This window comes from Buttiauxella noackiae, assembly GCF_000737905.1.
Lineage (GTDB): Bacteria > Pseudomonadota > Gammaproteobacteria > Enterobacterales > Enterobacteriaceae > Buttiauxella > Buttiauxella noackiae.
In genome coordinates, this window is the sequence record NZ_JPRU01000002.1 from 1,115,472 (window position 1) to 1,133,256 (window position 17,785).

The 17,785-nt window shown below is 49.4% G+C and carries 15 protein-coding genes; 8 read left to right on the forward strand and 7 right to left on the reverse strand.

The genetic code is table 11. The features are described 5' to 3' along the window. Positions 1 to 11 precede the first annotated feature (11 nt). From IX31_RS13605 to IX31_RS13630, 6 genes are all read left to right on the forward strand, one after another. A complete protein-coding gene (locus IX31_RS13605) occupies positions 12 to 1,325 on the forward strand; it encodes a galactitol-specific PTS transporter subunit IIC (protein WP_034458944.1) in 1,314 nt (437 codons plus the stop codon). 31 nt (positions 1,326 to 1,356) lie between these two features. Beyond that, positions 1,357 to 2,163 (forward strand): BtpA family protein, encoded by an 807-nt coding sequence (locus tag IX31_RS13610; protein ID WP_034458946.1) that lies wholly within the window; start codon positions 1,357 to 1,359, stop codon positions 2,161 to 2,163. A gap of 110 nt (positions 2,164 to 2,273) precedes the next feature. After that, positions 2,274 to 2,723 (forward strand): PTS sugar transporter subunit IIA, encoded by a 450-nt coding sequence (locus IX31_RS13615; RefSeq protein WP_034460092.1) that lies wholly within the window; start codon positions 2,274 to 2,276, stop codon positions 2,721 to 2,723. Positions 2,724 to 2,725: 2 nt separating this feature from the next. Beyond that, a complete protein-coding gene (locus IX31_RS13620) occupies positions 2,726 to 3,358 on the forward strand; it encodes a beta/alpha barrel domain-containing protein (protein WP_034458949.1) in 633 nt (210 codons plus the stop codon). Positions 3,359 to 3,362: 4 nt separating this feature from the next. After that, on the forward strand, positions 3,363 to 4,127 hold the full coding sequence (locus IX31_RS13625; RefSeq protein WP_034458951.1) for a DeoR/GlpR family DNA-binding transcription regulator: 765 nt from the start codon (positions 3,363 to 3,365) through the stop codon (positions 4,125 to 4,127). Positions 4,128 to 4,352: 225 nt separating this feature from the next. Beyond that, positions 4,353 to 4,892: a DUF2058 domain-containing protein gene (locus IX31_RS13630; RefSeq protein WP_034458953.1), complete on the forward strand. Its 540-nt coding sequence runs from the start codon at positions 4,353 to 4,355 to the stop codon at positions 4,890 to 4,892. 299 nt (positions 4,893 to 5,191) lie between these two features. Here the strand turns inward: IX31_RS13630 and alr are convergent, their stop codons facing one another. From alr to IX31_RS13645, 3 genes are all read right to left on the reverse strand, one after another. Beyond that, positions 5,192 to 6,430 (reverse strand): alanine racemase, encoded by a 1,239-nt coding sequence (alr, locus tag IX31_RS13635; protein ID WP_034458955.1) that lies wholly within the window; start codon positions 6,428 to 6,430, stop codon positions 5,192 to 5,194. Positions 6,431 to 6,614: 184 nt separating this feature from the next. Continuing rightward, a complete protein-coding gene (locus IX31_RS22075; RefSeq protein WP_051880717.1) occupies positions 6,615 to 10,214 on the reverse strand; it encodes a retention module-containing protein in 3,600 nt (1,199 codons plus the stop codon). A 940-nt stretch (positions 10,215 to 11,154) separates the two neighbouring features. Further along, complete coding sequence (locus IX31_RS13645; protein WP_034458957.1) at positions 11,155 to 12,357, reverse strand: multidrug effflux MFS transporter; 1,203 nt, start codon at positions 12,355 to 12,357, stop codon at positions 11,155 to 11,157. 206 nt (positions 12,358 to 12,563) lie between these two features. Here IX31_RS13645 and IX31_RS13650 point away from each other — a divergent pair, with 206 nt between their 5' ends. Further along, positions 12,564 to 13,472, forward strand: coding sequence for an SDR family oxidoreductase (locus tag IX31_RS13650; protein WP_034458959.1), 909 nt, complete (start codon positions 12,564 to 12,566; stop codon positions 13,470 to 13,472). A gap of 42 nt (positions 13,473 to 13,514) precedes the next feature. Here the strand turns inward: IX31_RS13650 and IX31_RS13655 are convergent, their stop codons facing one another. The 4 genes from IX31_RS13655 to IX31_RS13670 form a co-directional block, all read right to left on the reverse strand. Then, a complete protein-coding gene (locus tag IX31_RS13655; RefSeq protein ID WP_034458960.1) occupies positions 13,515 to 13,961 on the reverse strand; it encodes a DUF421 domain-containing protein in 447 nt (148 codons plus the stop codon). Positions 13,962 to 13,973: 12 nt separating this feature from the next. Further along, positions 13,974 to 14,480, reverse strand: coding sequence for a hypothetical protein (locus tag IX31_RS13660; protein WP_034458962.1), 507 nt, complete (start codon positions 14,478 to 14,480; stop codon positions 13,974 to 13,976). Positions 14,481 to 14,581: 101 nt separating this feature from the next. After that, positions 14,582 to 15,349: a LamB/YcsF family protein gene (locus tag IX31_RS13665; RefSeq protein WP_034458964.1), complete on the reverse strand. Its 768-nt coding sequence runs from the start codon at positions 15,347 to 15,349 to the stop codon at positions 14,582 to 14,584. A gap of 47 nt (positions 15,350 to 15,396) precedes the next feature. Beyond that, positions 15,397 to 16,896 carry an MDR family MFS transporter gene (locus tag IX31_RS13670; RefSeq protein ID WP_034458966.1) on the reverse strand — a complete coding sequence of 500 codons (1,500 nt, stop codon included), beginning with the start codon at positions 16,894 to 16,896 and terminating at the stop codon, positions 15,397 to 15,399. Positions 16,897 to 16,978: 82 nt separating this feature from the next. On the opposite strand from IX31_RS13670, the gene IX31_RS13675 reads away from it, so the two are divergent. Continuing rightward, entirely contained in the window at positions 16,979 to 17,674 is a 696-nt protein-coding gene (locus IX31_RS13675; RefSeq protein ID WP_051880719.1) for a TetR/AcrR family transcriptional regulator, read from the forward strand. The last annotated feature ends 111 nt before the right edge of the window (positions 17,675 to 17,785 follow it).

Genomic DNA, 17,785 nt, shown 5'->3' on the forward strand with positions numbered 1-17,785 from the left:
AGGATTCCATCATGATTGATTATATTTTATCCCTCGGGGGCACGGTCTTCGTCCCCATCATCATGTTTATCATCGCGCTTGTTTTCCGTATCCCGTTTTTTCAGGCAGTGAAAGCTGGCGTCACTATCGGCATTGGCTTTGTGGGAATGGGGCTGGTGATTGTCATGGCCATCGACAGCCTGAACCCAGCCATCAAACTCATGATCAACCGGTTCGGATTGCATTTGCATCTGCTGGATGTAGGTGCAGGCCCCGCCTCTGGTGTTGGTTATGCAACGGCTGTCGGGGCGGTGGTGATCCCGGTCGTATTCTTGTTCAACATTGTGTTGCTGGTCACGCGCCTGACCAAAACCATGAACGTTGATATTTATAACTACTGGCATTACGCCATCACCGGCGCAATTGCCAATATTCTTACCGGTAGCATGATCTATGGCGTGCTGGCTGCGCTATGCCATGCCGCACTGTCACTGAAAATGGCCGATCTCACCGCCAGGCGTGTACAAAGCATTGTTGGACTGGAAGGTATCTCTATTCCTCAGGGATGGGGCACCAGTTCAGTACCTATAGCGCTACTGTTGGAATGGGTCTATCAACGCATTCCGTTTATGAAAAATAACAATATTGACGCCAGCGAAATTCAAAAACGTTTCGGCATGATTGGCGATCCGGTGATTATTGGCGTGATTCTGGGGATTATCTTTGGTCTGGCGGCAGGTTACGGATTCAAGGATCTGGCGAGCCTGGTTATTACCGTAGCAGCCATTATGGTGCTGTTCCCACGCATGATCCGTCTGATTGTTGAAGGTTTGTTGCCCATTTCCGAGGGAGCACGCACCTTCTTGCAAAAACATTTTCATGGCCGCGAGTTTTATATCGGCCTGGACAGCGCCGTCACGCTAGGCCATCCCACCACCATTGCCGTGGGCCTGTTGTTGATCCCGATTATGCTCATCACCGCCGGTTTGCTTCCCGGTAACCAGGTGCTGCCACTGGCCGATCTTCCCGTTGCGCCATTCTTTGTCTGTATGGCAACGGTTATCCACCGGGGAGATTTCCTGCGCACGCTGATCACCAGCTTTATCACCATGATTTTCGTGCTGCTGATCTCTACTCATTTTGCCCCGTACTTTACCCAAATGGCCGCACAGGGTGGCTTCAGCCTGGCCAAAGACGGTTCGCAAATTACCGCGTTGTCTGTCGGTAACCCGTTTGGCTGGTCGATTACCGAACTGGTCGGCATGGGGACGATTGGCGTCATTGTTTGCATCGGTATCACCGCGCTGGTGGTCATTGGTCTGCGTAAACGCGAGTTATCCGCCTGATTTATCCCTTATTGAACAGGAGTAGTGAAATATGAGTTGGTTAAAAACTGTTATCGGTACTGAGAAAGCCGTTATTGCCATGTGCCATTTGCGCGCATTGCCAGGCGATCCGGGTTATGACAGCAAAAAAGGCATGAACTGGGTTATCGACAAAGCCCGCGATGATTTGATGGCGCTGCAAAACGGTGGTGTAGACGCCGTCATGTTCTCTAACGAGTTCAGCCTGCCCTATTTGACGCGCGTAAAAACGGAAACCACTGCCGCCATGGCGCGCGTTATCGGACAACTAATGGGCGAGATTCGGGTGCCTTACGGGGTCAATGTGCTGTGGGATCCGGTTGCGTCGTTTGATCTGGCCATGGCCGTAGACGCTAAGTTTATTCGTGAAATCTTTACCGGTGCCTATGCCAGCGATTTCGGCGTCTGGGACACCAACGTCGGCGAAACTATCCGCCACCAGCACCGTATTGGCGCATCACACGTTAAAACCTTGTTCAACATTGTGCCGGAAGCGGCGGTTTATCTGGGGAATCGGGATATTCGCGCTATCGCTAAGTCGACGGTGTTCAACAACCATCCAGATGCGTTGTGTGTTTCTGGCCTGACCGCTGGCAGCAAGACGGATTCCGCGCTGCTCAAAGTCGTGAAAGAGACGGTGCCAGATACCGTTGTTCTGGCCAATACCGGGGTCTGCCTGGAAAACGTGGAAGAGCAACTGGCGATAGCCGATGGTTGTGTGACCGCAACACATTTCAAAAAAGATGGGATATTTGACAACTTCGTCGTTGAATCGCGGGTCGCACGCTTTATGGAGAAAGTGCATCAGCTAAGAGGGTAAAACGAGGCCGTTTTACAACGGCCCCGACCGTCATCGCTAACGGCCCGGTGCCTTCGCCAAAAGTATACCGGGCCTTTATTTATCGCTTTTACATTACAGGTGTCAATATGCTGATACATCATTCCCAACAGGCCCAGGCCCGGAGAAAGGCATCAGGCTGGCAGCAGGCGGTTCAGATTGCACTTCAACCTCTCGAAGCCCTGGATTACATCACCAGCAGCTACTGCCAGGGCGTGATTGAAAATACCCTGCAATGGGGGCCTTACTATGTTATCGCGCCCGGAGTAGCCATGCCCCACGCCCGCCCGGAACAGGGTGCACGTGCGAATAGTATTGCTATTACAACCTTTGAGACACCGATCAGTTTCGGCCATGAAGACTGCGACCCGGTATGGTTAGTCATAGCCCTTAGCGCGACGGATGCGAATGCTCATCTGGAAACCATCCAGCGCATCACAACGTTGCTTGAAGACAGCGCTCTGCTTGCCCGTCTTCAACAGGCAACTACCGATAATGAGCTTTTCCAGTTGATCAGCAACCCCGCCCTACAGGAGCACTAAATATGCCCCATCTCCATCCCTCTCTCGCTTCCGCCGACCCACTTACACTTGGAGAAACGCTTTCATCATTGGCCTGTCTGGAGGTCAGCACCCTGCATATTGATATTGAAGACACCAGCTTTATCAGCAACATTACTTTCGGGATGAAGACTATCAACGCCATCGCGCAGGCAACCCTACATCCCTTGTCCTTTCACCTGATGCTGGCGGATCCTCGCCCCTGGCTATCATGGATTGCGCCGCTCAACCCGGCATGGATTTTTCTGCACGTTGAAGCGCTGGCAAATCCGTCTGAAGACCTGGACGCTATCCGTCAAACCGGAGCCAAAGCAGGATTGGCATTCAACCCTGCCACACCCGTTGCCCATTACCGCTACCTGAATCAACAGCCTGATGGCCTGTTGATCATGACCAGCGAGCCGGACGGCAAAGGACAATGCTTTATTCCGGCAGTTATAGATAAAGTGGCCGAAGCGGCGCGGTTATTTCCGCAAACTGAAATCTGGGTTGATGGCGGCGTCGATCTCAGCGTTGCCCCCGCGCTGATTCACGCGGGGGCTCACCATCTGGTACTGGGCCGCGCTATATTTGGCCATAGCGATTTAGCCCACGCACTGCGCCAATTTAAGGAGTAACGCTATGAGCCAACAACGTAGTGAACGTATCGGCAATATCCTGCACTACCTCTGGCTACACCAGCAGCTCAGTATTCAACAGGCACATGAATTATTAAATTATGCCGATGCCACCCTGAGGCGCGATTTTAATTATATTGCGCTTCACTATCCTGGTATGGAGCGTTACCACGGAGGGCTGCGCTTTAACGTCAATAGTGCGGATAAAGAATTCGTTTTCGACATGAAAAAGAATATTAATATCGAGGCTAAAAAACAGATAGCGCTACTGGCGAGACAGAAAATTCAGCCACATGATTTTATTATTCTCGATTCAGGAACTACCTGCCTTGAGCTGGCCAAAGCGCTGGAAATCCCCGCACGCGTGGTGACTACCGATGTCAATATTGCCCATCATCTGGCGCAAATGAGCCACCTGGAAAGCTATATTATCGGTGGCATGATCCGCCCTGGTTATTTTACCGTGGGAGAAAGCCTGGCTACGGATATGCTGAAAACCTTTACCGTCGAAAAGGCTTTTATTTCTTGCGATGCGTTATCGCTTGATGCCGGGATAACCAATGCCACGCTGTTTGAAGTTGGCATTAAAAAAACCATTATCCAACGCGCTAAAAAAGTATTCTTGTTGGCAGACCACAGTAAATTCGAGCAAACCAACCCTTATAACATCAGTACCCTTTCATGCATTCACTGTGTGATAACCGATGAGCATCTTCCCGATTCGCTGTTTAAACGCTACCGTCAAGCGGGCGTTAATCTGATCCGTTAACAGTCCATGGTAGATGATTGCCGTGCTGGTTTATTATGTCAGCCTGCACACCATGAACATTCACCTGTCGCACTCTGCTGCATTTACAACAATTTTGGTGTTAACCGCTCTATTTCAGATTGGTCATCAAATCATGAAGTATCCCATCTGCAAAAAAACAACAACACTACCTCGAGTATGAAAGGTATAATCCTGGTCACGATTTGATTCTTTTAGACCACGAACATGACAAAACTCACATTGCAAGAGCAGATGCTGAAGGCTGGCTTAGTCAGCAGCAAAAAAATGGCCAAAGTTCAGAGAACGGCCAAAAAATCGCGGGTTCAGGCTCGTGAGGCACGCGAGGCTGTGGAAGAAAATAAAAAGGCACAAATTGAGCGTGATAAAGAACTGAGTGAACAACAAAAGCAGGCTGCTTTATCCAGAGAATATAAAGCTCAGATTAAGCAGCTTATTGAAATGAACAGAATTGTTATTTCAAAAGGCGATATTGGCTATAACTTCACAGATAATAATTTAATTAAAAAAATCTATGTGGATAAGGTTACTCAGACTCAATTAACCAATGGCCGCCTCGCTATTGCTCGTTTGATGACAGATAAAAATCCTGATGGTGAATACGCGATTATTCCAGCAAGTGTTGCCGATAAAATTGCACAGCGTGATGCGAGCTATATCGTATTAAACAGTACTCTGAGCCAGGAAGCTCAAGACGAAGAAGACCCATATGCTGACTTTGTCGTGCCTGACGATTTGATGTGGTAACAACAATCTCCACATGTCTAGTTGAGCATAAGCTGTTAGGGCAATGGTTTAACCGTTGCCCTCTCTTCAATAAAGAGTCACCCTGCCAGTATCTGTGAATTTATTAGCACCAAACTCACCTTTTTGCGCGTTCCTTCATACTTCAAAAATACAACGCTGCAAACGTTAAAACCCTGCTTCCGTCTATTACCGCCAGGGTGCTCAATGAACTGTCCTAAGATTTACAACCCCAAAAATTCCGTCAGGAAAATTAAGAGATGCTAATAGAAAAAGCCCAGCTAAAAGCTGAGCTAAGACTATCAATCAACCAGTACCCGCTTGTTCGTGGCACCCCAAAGAATCGACATTTCGGTAAATAATGCACCGCTGATATCTTCTACTTCTGTCGCGGTAATCTCGCCTTTCCCTTGCTTACCAAACAGAACCACTTCGTCACCAGACGTAACACCTTTCAGGTCGGTAACATCAACCACCACGGTATTCATCGATGTTTTGCCAAGAATTGGAACGCGCTGTCCACGAATCAACACGTGCCCCGCGTTGCTGAACACACGGCGATAACCATCGGCATAACCCACCGGAATATTGGCCAACACGGAGTTACGTTTCAGCGTGTAGGTGCGGTCGTAACCCACGGTATTGCCTTTCGGATAACGGTTCACCGAGGCAATAGATGATTTCAATGTCATTACGCGTTTGTAGTCATTGCTGGCAATGGTATCGCCATAAAACACACCGCCAACGCGAACCATATCAAGCCAGGATTCAGGCACAGTGAGGGTCGCAAAGCTGTTAGCAACATGCATTGTTACGTCTTCACGTTTCAGACCGGTGATATCCAGAACCTGCTGTGACTGAACTTTAAAGCGCGCAAGATCTTTACGCACGGCCGCCGCATCTTCTTCAGGGTAATGCGACATGATGCCGACGATTTTCAGGTGACTCAGTTCAGAAATAGCTTTCGCATCGTTCAACCCTTCCTGGTTACTCACTTCCAGTCCGTTGCGCGACATACCGCCGGAGTTCAACGCCAGGTGAATACGCAGCGTTTTCCCCTGTTGTTGAGCAATCGCATCCAGGCGTTTAGCCATATCCAGATTGCCGATTAACTCTTCAGTGTCATAATCCGTCGCCTGGCGCATCTCTTCTTCGGTCGCATTTCTCACACGCAGTAAGCGTCCTTTAAAGCCGAGATCGCGTACGGTTTTGAGTTCTTCATTGCTGGCAACGCCAATACATTGCACGTTATTTGCCAGCATAACCGGCGTGACCAGCGACAGGTCGTGCCCGTAGGCATCCCCTTTCAGAATGGCGCACATGGTCGATTTATTGCCGAGCAGTTTTTGGACTTTTTGTACGTTGTATTCCAGCGCGCTACGCGAGATTTCAAGTGTTGAGTTATCAACGACCAGTTGTTGATGGTGATATCCCGCAGCAGAAAGCGTGCTTGTTGGAGGAACGGTGGTATTGGTGTGGCTATTACAGGCAGTCAGAATAAACAGAGGGATTAAAGCTAAACGGCGTAAATGCAGTGGCATGCTAACTCCTTAGCAAAGTTAAAAGGGTTCATAGCGAACCAAAAATCATCTAAGGAAACAGCTTATCTTCCTGATTCCCATCTTAATTTAATGGCCTTATCTCAAAGATTACATAGATGGCTGAAAATAAAAGAGCTTACTCACAATCAGTGGGTAAGCTCTTATAAATTGCTGGCGTCAGCCGTTAATATTGATGTTCAGGTTTATGTAATAAATGATCAAATGATGAGTGCTGCAAACTGTCCATCCCCGCAGATTCAGACATTATTGCCGGAACCATATGCGCTTTAGGATCGATAACCGTCGTTTCGCTACCCGATTGCTCAGTGCCTTTAATCAGGCTGGTAATATCAGTGCCATGTTCCAGCTCTTGAGCCAGGTCGCTCAAATTTATGCGAGCGTCAACATGTTGAGCCTTATCACTCCCCAGATCAGAAATACCGGATTGGTGTATGGCGCTATCCGCTGATGGGGCTGTTGCCGGAAGGAAAAGATCATCACTGCTTTCCAGCAAGTTATTCAGCGAATGCGACTGTTCGGCGTGGTGCTCAATTACAGCGTGACCGGTGCTTTCTTCAACCAACGGTGCAGGAGGTGCGGCAGACAGTAATGAGTGCTCAACAACTGATACTGGTGCATCCGAATGAGATATCGATGTACGGCCCTCATTTGGCGTATGGACAGTACCATCACCGTAGATCACACCTTCAAGATGGTTCATGCCCTGTAAATGAAGTCCCTGCCCTCCATTGCCCGTCACCGCCACATTATCCAGCGTGTTCACATTGTTCGGCGCATTGTTATTGCTGCTGAATGAGAATTCGAAATCGGACTCTTTTCCATCCTGCAAGAAGACGTAGTCTTTATGTCCACCGTCGACTGATTGTGTCGTGCCGTTAATACCGTTCAAACCCTGGTGGTTGCCACCACGTGTGTAGCCACTGCCCTCATGCACTACGAATACATCAGCATGACTACCATCACCATTAACGTTACCGTCTTTGTAATATTTTATCTGACTGTTAGAGTCGGCACACTTCGGCTCGGAATCGCCTTCACTCAGCCAAACATGCACATTTGAGCCAATACTGACAATTTTCCCATCCTGAACATCGAAGCCATCAGCTGATTCACTGCCACCATTCACATGGGTAATTTGGCTGTGTGGGGCTTCCGGAGTCAAATCCGTACTGTCCGAATTTCCGACAATCACGGTCGCGTCGTTGGAAACGTGGTGTTCAGTAATGCTGGCGTTCACATCATGATCTGGACTCGCCGGATGCTCAGTACTATCAGTATCACTAGACGAAGGCGCAGATGGAACCTGGTCATGACGAATATTTTGCTCTGTCTGCGCATGTAGCAGGTTGCCCGAATCATCTTTGACAGTAATGCTAACGTGTATAGGCAGACCCTCTTTCAGATCACCTGTTTCAATCCCAATATGGTAGCCGAGCTTCCCGTTACCCAGGTCAACAACTTCACCTTTATAGTGATGATCGTTGATGGTCAGCTTCACGATGTCGCCCAGCGCTACGTCACCCGTTACGGTACCGGTGACAATAGAGTGCTGCTCGCCAGGATTCGCTGCTGGTGTATCGGTTTCAACAGATGTACTCCCCTTATTTTGCGTGTGGACAGTACCATCGCCGAGAATTACCCCTTCGACATGGTTTATCCCCTGAAGCTGTAGGGAGTGGCCCATACCATCCGACCCGGAAATCGAAACGCTTTCCTGTGTATTTACATTAGTTTCCGAATTGTTATTGGTGCCGTCGCTAATTTGGTAATTCGTATCTTTGCCATCCTGCACGAAGACGTAATCTTTATGCCCGTTCTGCTCAGACTGCGTATTCCCGTTAAGGGAGTTCAGGGCGTGATAAGTACCATCGCCTTGCCTATATTGACTACCCGGATGGACCACAAAGATATCGGAATATTGCCCGTCGCCGTTCTGGTTACCGTCGTTGTAATACTGAATCTGGTGCTCGGGATCCGCACACTGCGGCTCAGGATCTCCCTCACTCAAATAAATACGCACATTTGACCCAATACTGACAATTTTCCCATCCTGAACATCGAAGCCATCTGGTGATTCACTGCCACCATTCACATGGGAGATCACACTATTCGGTTTATCCGTTGAGGGAGTTTCCACAGTTTCAATGGTATCAATAGTGATATTGATGTTGTGATTCTGATCCGTAGGTGGCTGCTCAGGCACAGGCGTATCAACCACCGGTGGTTGCTCAGGTACTGGCGTATCGACAACCGGCGGTTGCTCAGGCACAGGCGTATCAATCACCGGTGGTTGCTCAGGTACTGGCGTATCCACTACCGGCGGATGCTCAGGTACGGGCGTATCAACCACCGGTGGTTGCTCAGGTACGGGCGTATCGACAACCGGCGGCTGTTCAGGCACAGGCGTATCAATCACCGGTGGCCATTCGGGCACTGGCGTATCCACTACCGGCGGTTGCTCAGGCACTGGCGTATCAACCACCGGTGGCTGTTCAGGTACTGGCGTATCGACAACCGGCGGCTGTTCAGGCACAGGCGTATCCACCACTGGTGGCTGCTCAGGCACAGGCGTATCCACCATCGGTGGCTGTTCAGGCACTGGCGTATCGACGACCGGCGGTTGCTCAGGTACAGGCGTATCCACTACCGGTGGTTGCTCAGGCACTGGCGTATCGACCACCGGTGGCTGCTCGGGCACTGGCGTATCAATCACCGGCGGTTGCTCAGGCACTGGCGTATCCACCACCGGTGGCTGTTCAGGCACTGGCGTATCGACAACCGGCGGCTGTTCAGGCACAGGCGTATCAATCACCGGTGGCCATTCGGGCACTGGCGTATCCACTACCGGCGGTTGCTCAGGCACAGGCGTATCAACCACCGGTGGTTGCTCAGGCACAGGCGTATCAACCACCGGTGGCTGTTCAGGCACTGGCGTATCCACCACCGGTGGCTGCTCTGGCACTGGCGTATCAATCACCGGCGGTTGCTCAGGCACTGGCGTATCCACCACCGGTGGCTGCTCGGGCACTGGCGTATCCACTACCGGTGGCTGTTCAGGCACTGGCGTATCGACGACAGGCGGCTGCTCAGGCACAGGTGTATCGACAACCGGCGGTTGCTCAGGCACTGGCGTATCCACTACCGGCGGATGCTCAGGTACGGGCGTATCCACGACAGGTGGCTGCTCAGGTACGGGCGTATCAATCACCGGTGGCTGCGTCCCAATAACTTCCTCAGGTGGAGTCAGGATCGGCTGCAATGCTTCAGTCGTGGTAGATATACTTTGAGCAGGAAACGTTTCAAATTGATTGTTATCCAGAACCTGGGAAGCGAGACCATTGGTTGGAAACCCTGAAGTGGCATTAACCACTTCGCCGGTCAGTTCTACTCGTTCAATAAAATGCCCACCGCCACCCGTTCCAGGTTCGATTGGCGCTTCATTACCTGCTGCGGTTGCATCCAGTGCTTTGGTCGGGTCAACACCATCTGTAATTGCCTGCTGGAGTGCCGCGACATCATCAGTCGCGTGCTCAGTGTTAGCCGCGGCACTCACGCCGCTTTGGTCACTCCAGTGACTATTACGCCCCATATCCATTGTATGACCATCGGATAAGTTCACCGTTAATGCACCGTTAGCACCGGTTACGATTTCTTCTCCGGCGAAGATCCGATCCCCTTCATGCAATTCGCGCTGCGTTCCATCAACAGCAATAGCAAAAACCTGTCCAATGACTACTTTGACGATACCGAGTATGTTGTGCAAACCACTTGCCCCTGAGTATTGAAATTACATATACCCGTCATACTTCAAGTTGCATGCACGTTGGCTTTCCTCGCCCCGAAGGGGCCAGCGCAGGCGCTGTTCAAAAGCTAAAGTCTTTTGTTCTGCAACTCGAATTATTTTGGGTATAGATGCAACAAAATAAGAATTTCGATGTGTCACTTGTCTAAAAATGAACATCTTTTTTAATTAAAGAATTAATATTAACGTTTTATTTACAATAAAATCTGTCTAAAATATCCGCCATCCCCATATACGTAATAACTTACACTAAAAAACAAAGTGAGGAACATCTCGAATAATAAAAAATTCATTTCCCAACATGAAACAGACCGATTCATATGTAGGTCTACTAAGATAAAAAAACAATACCTCTATATTTGAATAGTTATGATATTCACTATATAAAAACCGGGCTAATCGAATAAATATCACACAGCAATGTTGTGCGGTTGCAACAGTGATGTTAACGAATCACAACCTAATGAGTAATGTCCATTATTCTACATTTCAAAACATGTTCACTTATATTTATCCCAGGTAATAAACCCATCCCTGATTTTAAAAACTATTAAATATATTCAGTCCGATATTGATACTTATTTCAATATGCCCGATGACAGAACCGTAATTTACATAATGCATCATACAAATCACTTAATGTATAAGCATTACATACTGAAACCACTTACATCTTCTATTTCTCTATAGTGCGATTAATATGTTCAGTTGTTACATGCCAGAATGTCGATATCTACAAACCTGCCTCATGAGTTCTGACTCTCATGGTGTGTTTGCTTAGCTTTTCCCGTGTTTCTCGCCAATGGCCCCTAATGCTGGATACTGGATGCTGGAACAGATATTTCTACAGTTACGAGGCAATCCGCAGAAATCACACACGTCAGTCCAAAGATATTGATATTTAACGGGTGTTTCGCGTACTCAATGCCATAACCGCGCTGCCCATGGTGAATAGCCCAATAATCCAGGACATCGTCCATGGCGTTCCATCACTGAGCAGCGCCAGCAGCAACGAAGAAATAATCCCGCTGCCATACTGCAATGACCCCATAAAAGCCGATGCAGAACCGGCAACGTTTGGCACTGAATCCAACGCGGCGGCAGTCGACGTCGCTGCAATAATGCCGTTCATCGAGAAGAAGACGAAAACCGCAGCCACAATCAAAATCAGCCCACCGATCTCCAGTTTTGCCGCAACAGCCAGAACCAGAGCGGCAACGGCAGCAGTCACAACCGCAAATTTCAGCAGCACTTCGAGCGAATAACGCTGCACCAGGCGGCGATTTATCACGCTCATGCTCATTAGCCCGACAATATTCAACGCAAATAGCCAGCCGTAGTGTTGCGGCTCCACGCCAAAGTAAGTGATATAGACAAATGGCGAGCCAGTAATAAACGCGTAAGCCGCAACGTAATAGAAGGTCAGGCACATTGTAAAACGCATGAAAGTGGTGTTGGTTAGCAGCGCATAGTAGTTACGAAATGCGCTGGGTAACGAGGCTTTCACCCGCTTTTCCTCCGGCAATGTTTCTGGCAACCAGAACAGTGAAACAAACATCAACCCGCCAATTACCGCCAGCAACCAAAAAATTGCGTGCCAGGAGGTGAATTTAATCATCTGCCCACCAAGCAGTGGCCCGGCGATAGGCGCAATCGCCATGATGATCATTAATGTTGATAGCATTTGCGCAGCACGCGTCCGGCTAAACAAATCACGGATCATGGCTCGCGCCAGCATCGGCCCAGTGCATGCGCCCAAAGCCTGGAACACACGCCAGAAAACAATCTGCGAAATATCAGTGGAAAGTGCGCAGCCCACAGAGCCAATCATAAACAGCGCCATACCAATAAATAGCGGTAAGCGGCGGCCAAAGTGATCGCTTAACGGCCCCCAAATCAGTTGGGCAAAACAAAAACCGATTAAGAAACCGGTAATCGTCAGTTCCGCATTGCCGTGTAGGTCTGCGGCCATTAACGGCATGGCAGGCAAATAGATATCGGTAGATAAAGAGGTGAACGCCATTAACGCGCTAAGAATAATCACGAAGGAGAGGCCAGCCGTTTTACTGGCTGCCGTCTGCACGCGCGCCTGAGAGTCAATCATAGAATTTCGTACCCGAATAAGTCAGGCGCTTATAGTAGCGGGTGCGCACGAAAAGATAATCCATGGTAATCGGATAGCCATTATGAATCGTACTCATGAATGTGTTTAACGCCAGGTTAAATCCTGGTTCTTTTCCACAGCCCCACAGTCTGGCGAGTATGTCCTATGCTTACTGTCTGCGTTTGTAATGCCAACAGGAGAAAAGTATGAGTGATAACAAAAGCATACCCACCCCCCGTAACGAGACGCACACCGATCAATTCCCCACACCGCCTTTTCCCCAGCAGAAGCAGCCTTTCCCAGGGCTTGCCGGGAAAATGATCCCTCGTCCCGATCATGGCGAAACCTCCTATAAAGGCAGCGACCGTCTGGCGGGCAAAAAGGCGCTGATAACCGGTGGCGATTCCGGGATTGGCCGCGCGGTGGCCATCGCCTTTGCGCGCGAAGGTGCCGATGTTGCGATCAACTATCTGCCCGAAGAAGAGGAAGATGCCAAAGAGGTTATCGAACTGATTCGTGCTGCCGGGCGCAAAGCCGTTGCTATTCCCGGTGATATTCGCGAAGAGTCGTTTTGCCAACGGCTGGTGAAACAGGCCGCGCAAGAACTGGAAGGATTGGATTTGCTGGTGAACAATGCCGGCCGCCAGCAGTATTGTGAATCAATAAAGGATCTCACCACGGAAGCCTTTGACGCGACCTTCAAAACTAATGTTTACGCCATGTTCTGGATAACGAAAGCCGCATTAGATTACCTGCCGCGTGGTGCATCTATTATTAATACTTCGTCGGTTCAGGCTTATCTCCCCAGTGAAATTTTGCTCGATTATGCCCAAACCAAAGCCGCTATCGTCGCATTCACTAAGTCGCTGGCAAAACAGCTTGGGCCAGAAGGCATCAGGGTAAATGCGGTAGCACCAGGCCCTTACTGGACTGTTTTGCAGTGCTCTGGCGGCCAACCACAGGAGAAAATTGAAAAATTCGGTGAGTCCGCGCCGCTTGGCAGACCAGGCCAGCCTGCGGAAATTGCCGGGCTGTATGTCACTCTGGCCTCACCTGAGTCGAGCTTTACGTCAGGCCAGGTGTGGTGTTCAGATGGCGGGACAGGAACGCTGTAAAATACTGGCGCAGAACGGAGATGTCTTTCTCCGTTCTGGAGCTTATTTAGATTCTGGCACGATGGAGATATGGCCGTTGGTTTCCAGAATCGCAAACTTAATCTCATCAAGCCTGGTAATACCGTGGTCAACTCTGGCCATTAATAAAATATCGTCACAGGAAATATCGGCTTTTTTCATTTTATCCTGAAAAAGATAGCCATTTTCCACCAGAATAACCGGCGTTCCATCAAGTAGATCATCCGCTCCCGGCAGATATTTTTTAATCATGCCAAACAGCATATCCACCACAATTAAAGTGACGATCGTAATCATCGCACCGGTGACTGAAAAATCATTTCCCAGCAGCGCCTGTTGGGTGGCCTCACTAATAATCAGCAATAGTATCAGGTCAAAAGAGGTCATTTGCAGCAAAGCACGCCGGCCCGCAATCTTAAAAACCACCATCAATATCAAATAAATGGCGAATGCCCTTAATACCATATCCATTGTCTGGCCACCTCAGGGATAGATAATTTGCCGAAACGTAATATCCGGTCCACCATCAACTGCTATCGTGCTTTTAATCACACCTGCTTTCATCGGAGTAAGACTTAACCACAGTGTTTGTTTTTCACCTGCTGTAGGTTTGTCATATTCAATGATCATTTCACCATTGCGGCTGTACATTTTATCCGGCTGCGGTTGCAGAGAATCAACGCGAAAACTCTCCATAAAATCACCGCCAAAAATAATACGGTTGCGATCGCCAGGGGATAAGACTGAAACAATTTCCATATCAGCATCACTCATCAGCCGATTGAATTTTTCATAATGGAGGGAAAGCGAGCCATTGGTATTGGAAAGGTGAGAATCACTCAGATAACCCTTTGAAAATATCCCGCACAAGGCGGCAACAACAATCAGCAACAGCAGGACAAAACCATAGCGCCGTACATGAAAGTCAAAGTTCAGCCAGAACGGTTTTTCAACAACGGGTGAAGATTTATCGGCGGGTGCGGTTTTCATGATTTTCATCCGGCAGAAAAGGGGCTGCCGCGAGAATAAGCTCACTGCGACTTTTTGAAGTCTAGTCAACGCATTGAAGGTGCGCCACCGTCGCGCTTTGATTAACTGGCCGCAAAAGCTCGAACCGCAATGCCCTTCTCTTCCAGCAGGTTACGAATCTGGCGAGCCATTTCGATGGCACCAGGGCTGTCGCCATGGACACAGATGGAGTCTGCTTTGATAGGTGTAAACTCGCCTTCGATAGAAGTCACGCCACCTTCGGTGATCAGTTGCAGCATACGTTGCGCGATGTGCTGTGCATCATGAAGCACGGAGCCTACCTCGCGACGAGAAACCAGAGAACCATTAGCGTGATAGGCGCGATCGGCAAAGGCTTCAGCAATCGTTCGCAGCCCCTTTTGCTGTGCCAAATCCAGCCCCCGGGAACCCGCAAGGCCCACCAGCGGTAAACGGTGATCAATGGCAAGAATAGCGTCGATGACCGCCAATGCCTGGCGTTCATCCTGAGCAATCGTGTTGTAGAGCGCGCCATGCGGCTTCACATAACGTACTTCGGTTCCAGCCGCTTTCGCCAGACCCTGCAGTGCACCAATTTGATAAATCACATCTGCGATTAATTCATCACGGCCAACGTCCATATTACGGCGACCAAACCCCACTAAATCGGGATATGAGACGTGTGCGCCAATTGTTACCCCCTGCTGGGCTGCCGATCGCAGTGTTGATAACAGTACCGCCGGGGAACCGGCATGAAAACCGCAGGCGACGTTGGCGCTGCTGACAAGTTTCAGAATCGCGGCGTCATCACCCATCGTCCACGCGCCAAAACTCTCGCCTAAATCACTGTTTAAATCTATCGCCGTAACCATCTCAGCCCTCTTCGCCCACACACTTATCTGGTGATAATTAGCATACCTTATTTGCGTAGCGGGACATCTTTCATCAGCAATGAGAGCAAAAATGCGAGCACCACAACGCACGCCGAAATCATATAAACCGAGTGCAATGCCGCACCAAATGCCTGCAAATAATCATTTTGCAGCGCTGCCGGTAGTTCATGTACCGCTTTAGCACCCAGTTGGTGTGGCAGTTGAACATCCGGAGGGATCAGCTCACTAAGTTTGTTTTGCAGTACATTAGTAAAAATCGCACCAAAAGCCGCGACACCTATCGAACCGCCAATCTGGCGAAACAGCGTAGTACTGGAGGTCGCCACCCCAATCAGTTTCTGATCCACGCTATTTTGTACCGCCAGTATCAGCACCTGCATAACCATCCCCAGGCCAAATCCCAGCAGTGCGATATAGAGATAAAGAGTGTGAATCGGCGTATCGATTTTTAGTGTACCGAGCAATGCCATGGCAATGAACGTCACCAGCGAACCAAGAATCGGGAAGATACGATAACGCCCAATTTTGCTGATAATGCGACCACTAATAATAGAAGTCAGCATTAACCCGCCCATCAGTGGTAACAGTTGAATCCCCGCTTCCGTCGGCGTGGATGACTTCACCACCTGCAAATAGAGTGGCAGGAAGGTCATGGAACCAAACAAAGACATCCCAATAATAAAACCAATCAGGCAACTTAACAGGAAGGTGCGGTCTCGAAACAGGCCGAGCGGAATGATTGGCTCAAAAGCCCGCTGTTCTTCATAGATAAAACCACCAAGCGTCACCACGAAGAAAGCAAATATGCACCACAGTTGGGGATCGGACCACGCCATTACCGTGCCGCCCTGGCTGGTAAACAGAATCAAACAAGTCAGTGAGGCCGCAAGATAGCCTGCGCCGAGGAAATCAATTTGGTGGCGAATACGCGCCGTTTGCGGCTTCAGCACTGCGCCTATGACCAGCAGCGCAAAAATACCCAGCGGCAGATTGATGTAAAAAATCCAGCGCCAGGAAAAATGCTCAACCAGAAAACCACCAATCAGCGGCCCAATCACAGTGGCTAGACCGAATACGCCACCAAACAAGCCCTGGTATTTTCCACGCTCAGCCGGAGGGATGACATCGCCCACAGCCGCCATCGTCACCACCATCAGGCCACCACCGCCCAGTCCCTGCAATGCTCGCATGAGAATCAGCTGCGTCATATTCTGCGCAAGTCCACACAATGCCGAGCCAAGCAAGAACAATACAATCGCGATTTGCAGAACGATTTTTCGCCCAACCAAATCGCCAAATTTACCGTATAGCGGCACCACAATTGTTGAAGAGAGCAAATAAGCCGTTACTACCCAGGAGAGTTTTTCCAGCCCACCCAACTCGCTGACGATTGTCGGCAAGGCGGTAGAGACGATGGTCTGGTCGAGTGCCGCAAGCAGCATGACCAGCATCAGCGCGGAAAACAGCAAACGAATCGATGTCGTTTGCTGTTGCGTTTCTGACTGGGGCGTTTCGGTGGCGGTCATTTTACCTGTCGGCTTGTAATTAATTAACTGGATAATTAATATAGTTGGATTAGTTTCACACGGTCAATGGAGTGCGCACAAAATGTCACCTGAAAACGCCCCTGATAAATCCGAAAATAGTATTGATAATAGCCAAAAAAGTCGCCGCCCTGGCCGCCCAGCGGGGACCAGCAAGAGTACCGATAAGCGTGAACATTTAATTGATATCGCTCTAAAGTTATTTTCAAATCAGGGGATTGCGCAAACACCACTGAGCGCCATTGCCGCTGCTGCGGGTGTGACGCCTGCCATGCTGCATTACTATTTCAAAACCCGCGAACAATTGCTTGATGTATTAATTGATGAGCGTTATATGCCAGCGCGGGCATCAATGGGTGGTGCTTTTGAGCAACACCCAAACGACCCGGTGGGTGCGCTGACCGCGTTGACGCAGAAATTCATTGATGTCTCGTTGCTATACCCGTGGTTTGCGCCGCTGTGGATAAGAGAAGTATTGAGTGAAACCGGGTTACTGAAGCAACGAATTGATGCCCGTTTCGGCTCGAAAGAGAAACAGTCGGCGGTGAACTGGATTCGAAAATGGCAGGATGAAGGCCGCTTAAACCCCGATCTCGACCCGGAGTTTCTGTTCATTTCTCTGTTCGGTTTAACGCTAATGCCGGTTGCCCGCCTGCAACAGGAAATTCGTAAAGGGGATACCAGCCTGAGCACTGAAAGGCTTTCGCGTCATATTGCCGCACTGCTGAAATCTGGGGTGGGTAATCAGCCCCCAGATTAAAATCAATTATTTCCAGCTCCATTCATCACTCACATCAATGATTAGGCTTTTTCTTAGTTTACCCCTATTAAAAATGATGGATTATGCACGCGCCAGATGATGGCGTTTCGC

Coding starts and splice junctions, on each gene's coding strand:
- IX31_RS13625 (WP_034458951.1), top strand. CDS start 3,363: ATGAGCCAACAACGTAGTGAACGTATCGGCAATATCCTGCACTACCTC.
- IX31_RS13655 (WP_034458960.1), bottom strand. CDS start 13,961: ATGGATATGGTATTAAGGGCATTCGCCATTTATTTGATATTGATGGTG.
- IX31_RS13620 (WP_034458949.1), top strand. CDS start 2,726: ATGCCCCATCTCCATCCCTCTCTCGCTTCCGCCGACCCACTTACACTT.
- IX31_RS13650 (WP_034458959.1), top strand. CDS start 12,564: ATGAGTGATAACAAAAGCATACCCACCCCCCGTAACGAGACGCACACC.
- IX31_RS13630 (WP_034458953.1), top strand. CDS start 4,353: ATGACAAAACTCACATTGCAAGAGCAGATGCTGAAGGCTGGCTTAGTC.
- IX31_RS13670 (WP_034458966.1), bottom strand. CDS start 16,896: ATGACCGCCACCGAAACGCCCCAGTCAGAAACGCAACAGCAAACGACA.
- IX31_RS13605 (WP_034458944.1), top strand. CDS start 12: ATGATTGATTATATTTTATCCCTCGGGGGCACGGTCTTCGTCCCCATC.
- IX31_RS13665 (WP_034458964.1), bottom strand. CDS start 15,349: ATGGTTACGGCGATAGATTTAAACAGTGATTTAGGCGAGAGTTTTGGC.
- alr (WP_034458955.1), bottom strand. CDS start 6,430: ATGCCACTGCATTTACGCCGTTTAGCTTTAATCCCTCTGTTTATTCTG.
- IX31_RS13660 (WP_034458962.1), bottom strand. CDS start 14,480: ATGAAAACCGCACCCGCCGATAAATCTTCACCCGTTGTTGAAAAACCG.
- IX31_RS13645 (WP_034458957.1), bottom strand. CDS start 12,357: ATGATTGACTCTCAGGCGCGCGTGCAGACGGCAGCCAGTAAAACGGCT.
- IX31_RS13610 (WP_034458946.1), top strand. CDS start 1,357: ATGAGTTGGTTAAAAACTGTTATCGGTACTGAGAAAGCCGTTATTGCC.
- IX31_RS13675 (WP_051880719.1), top strand. CDS start 16,979: ATGTCACCTGAAAACGCCCCTGATAAATCCGAAAATAGTATTGATAAT.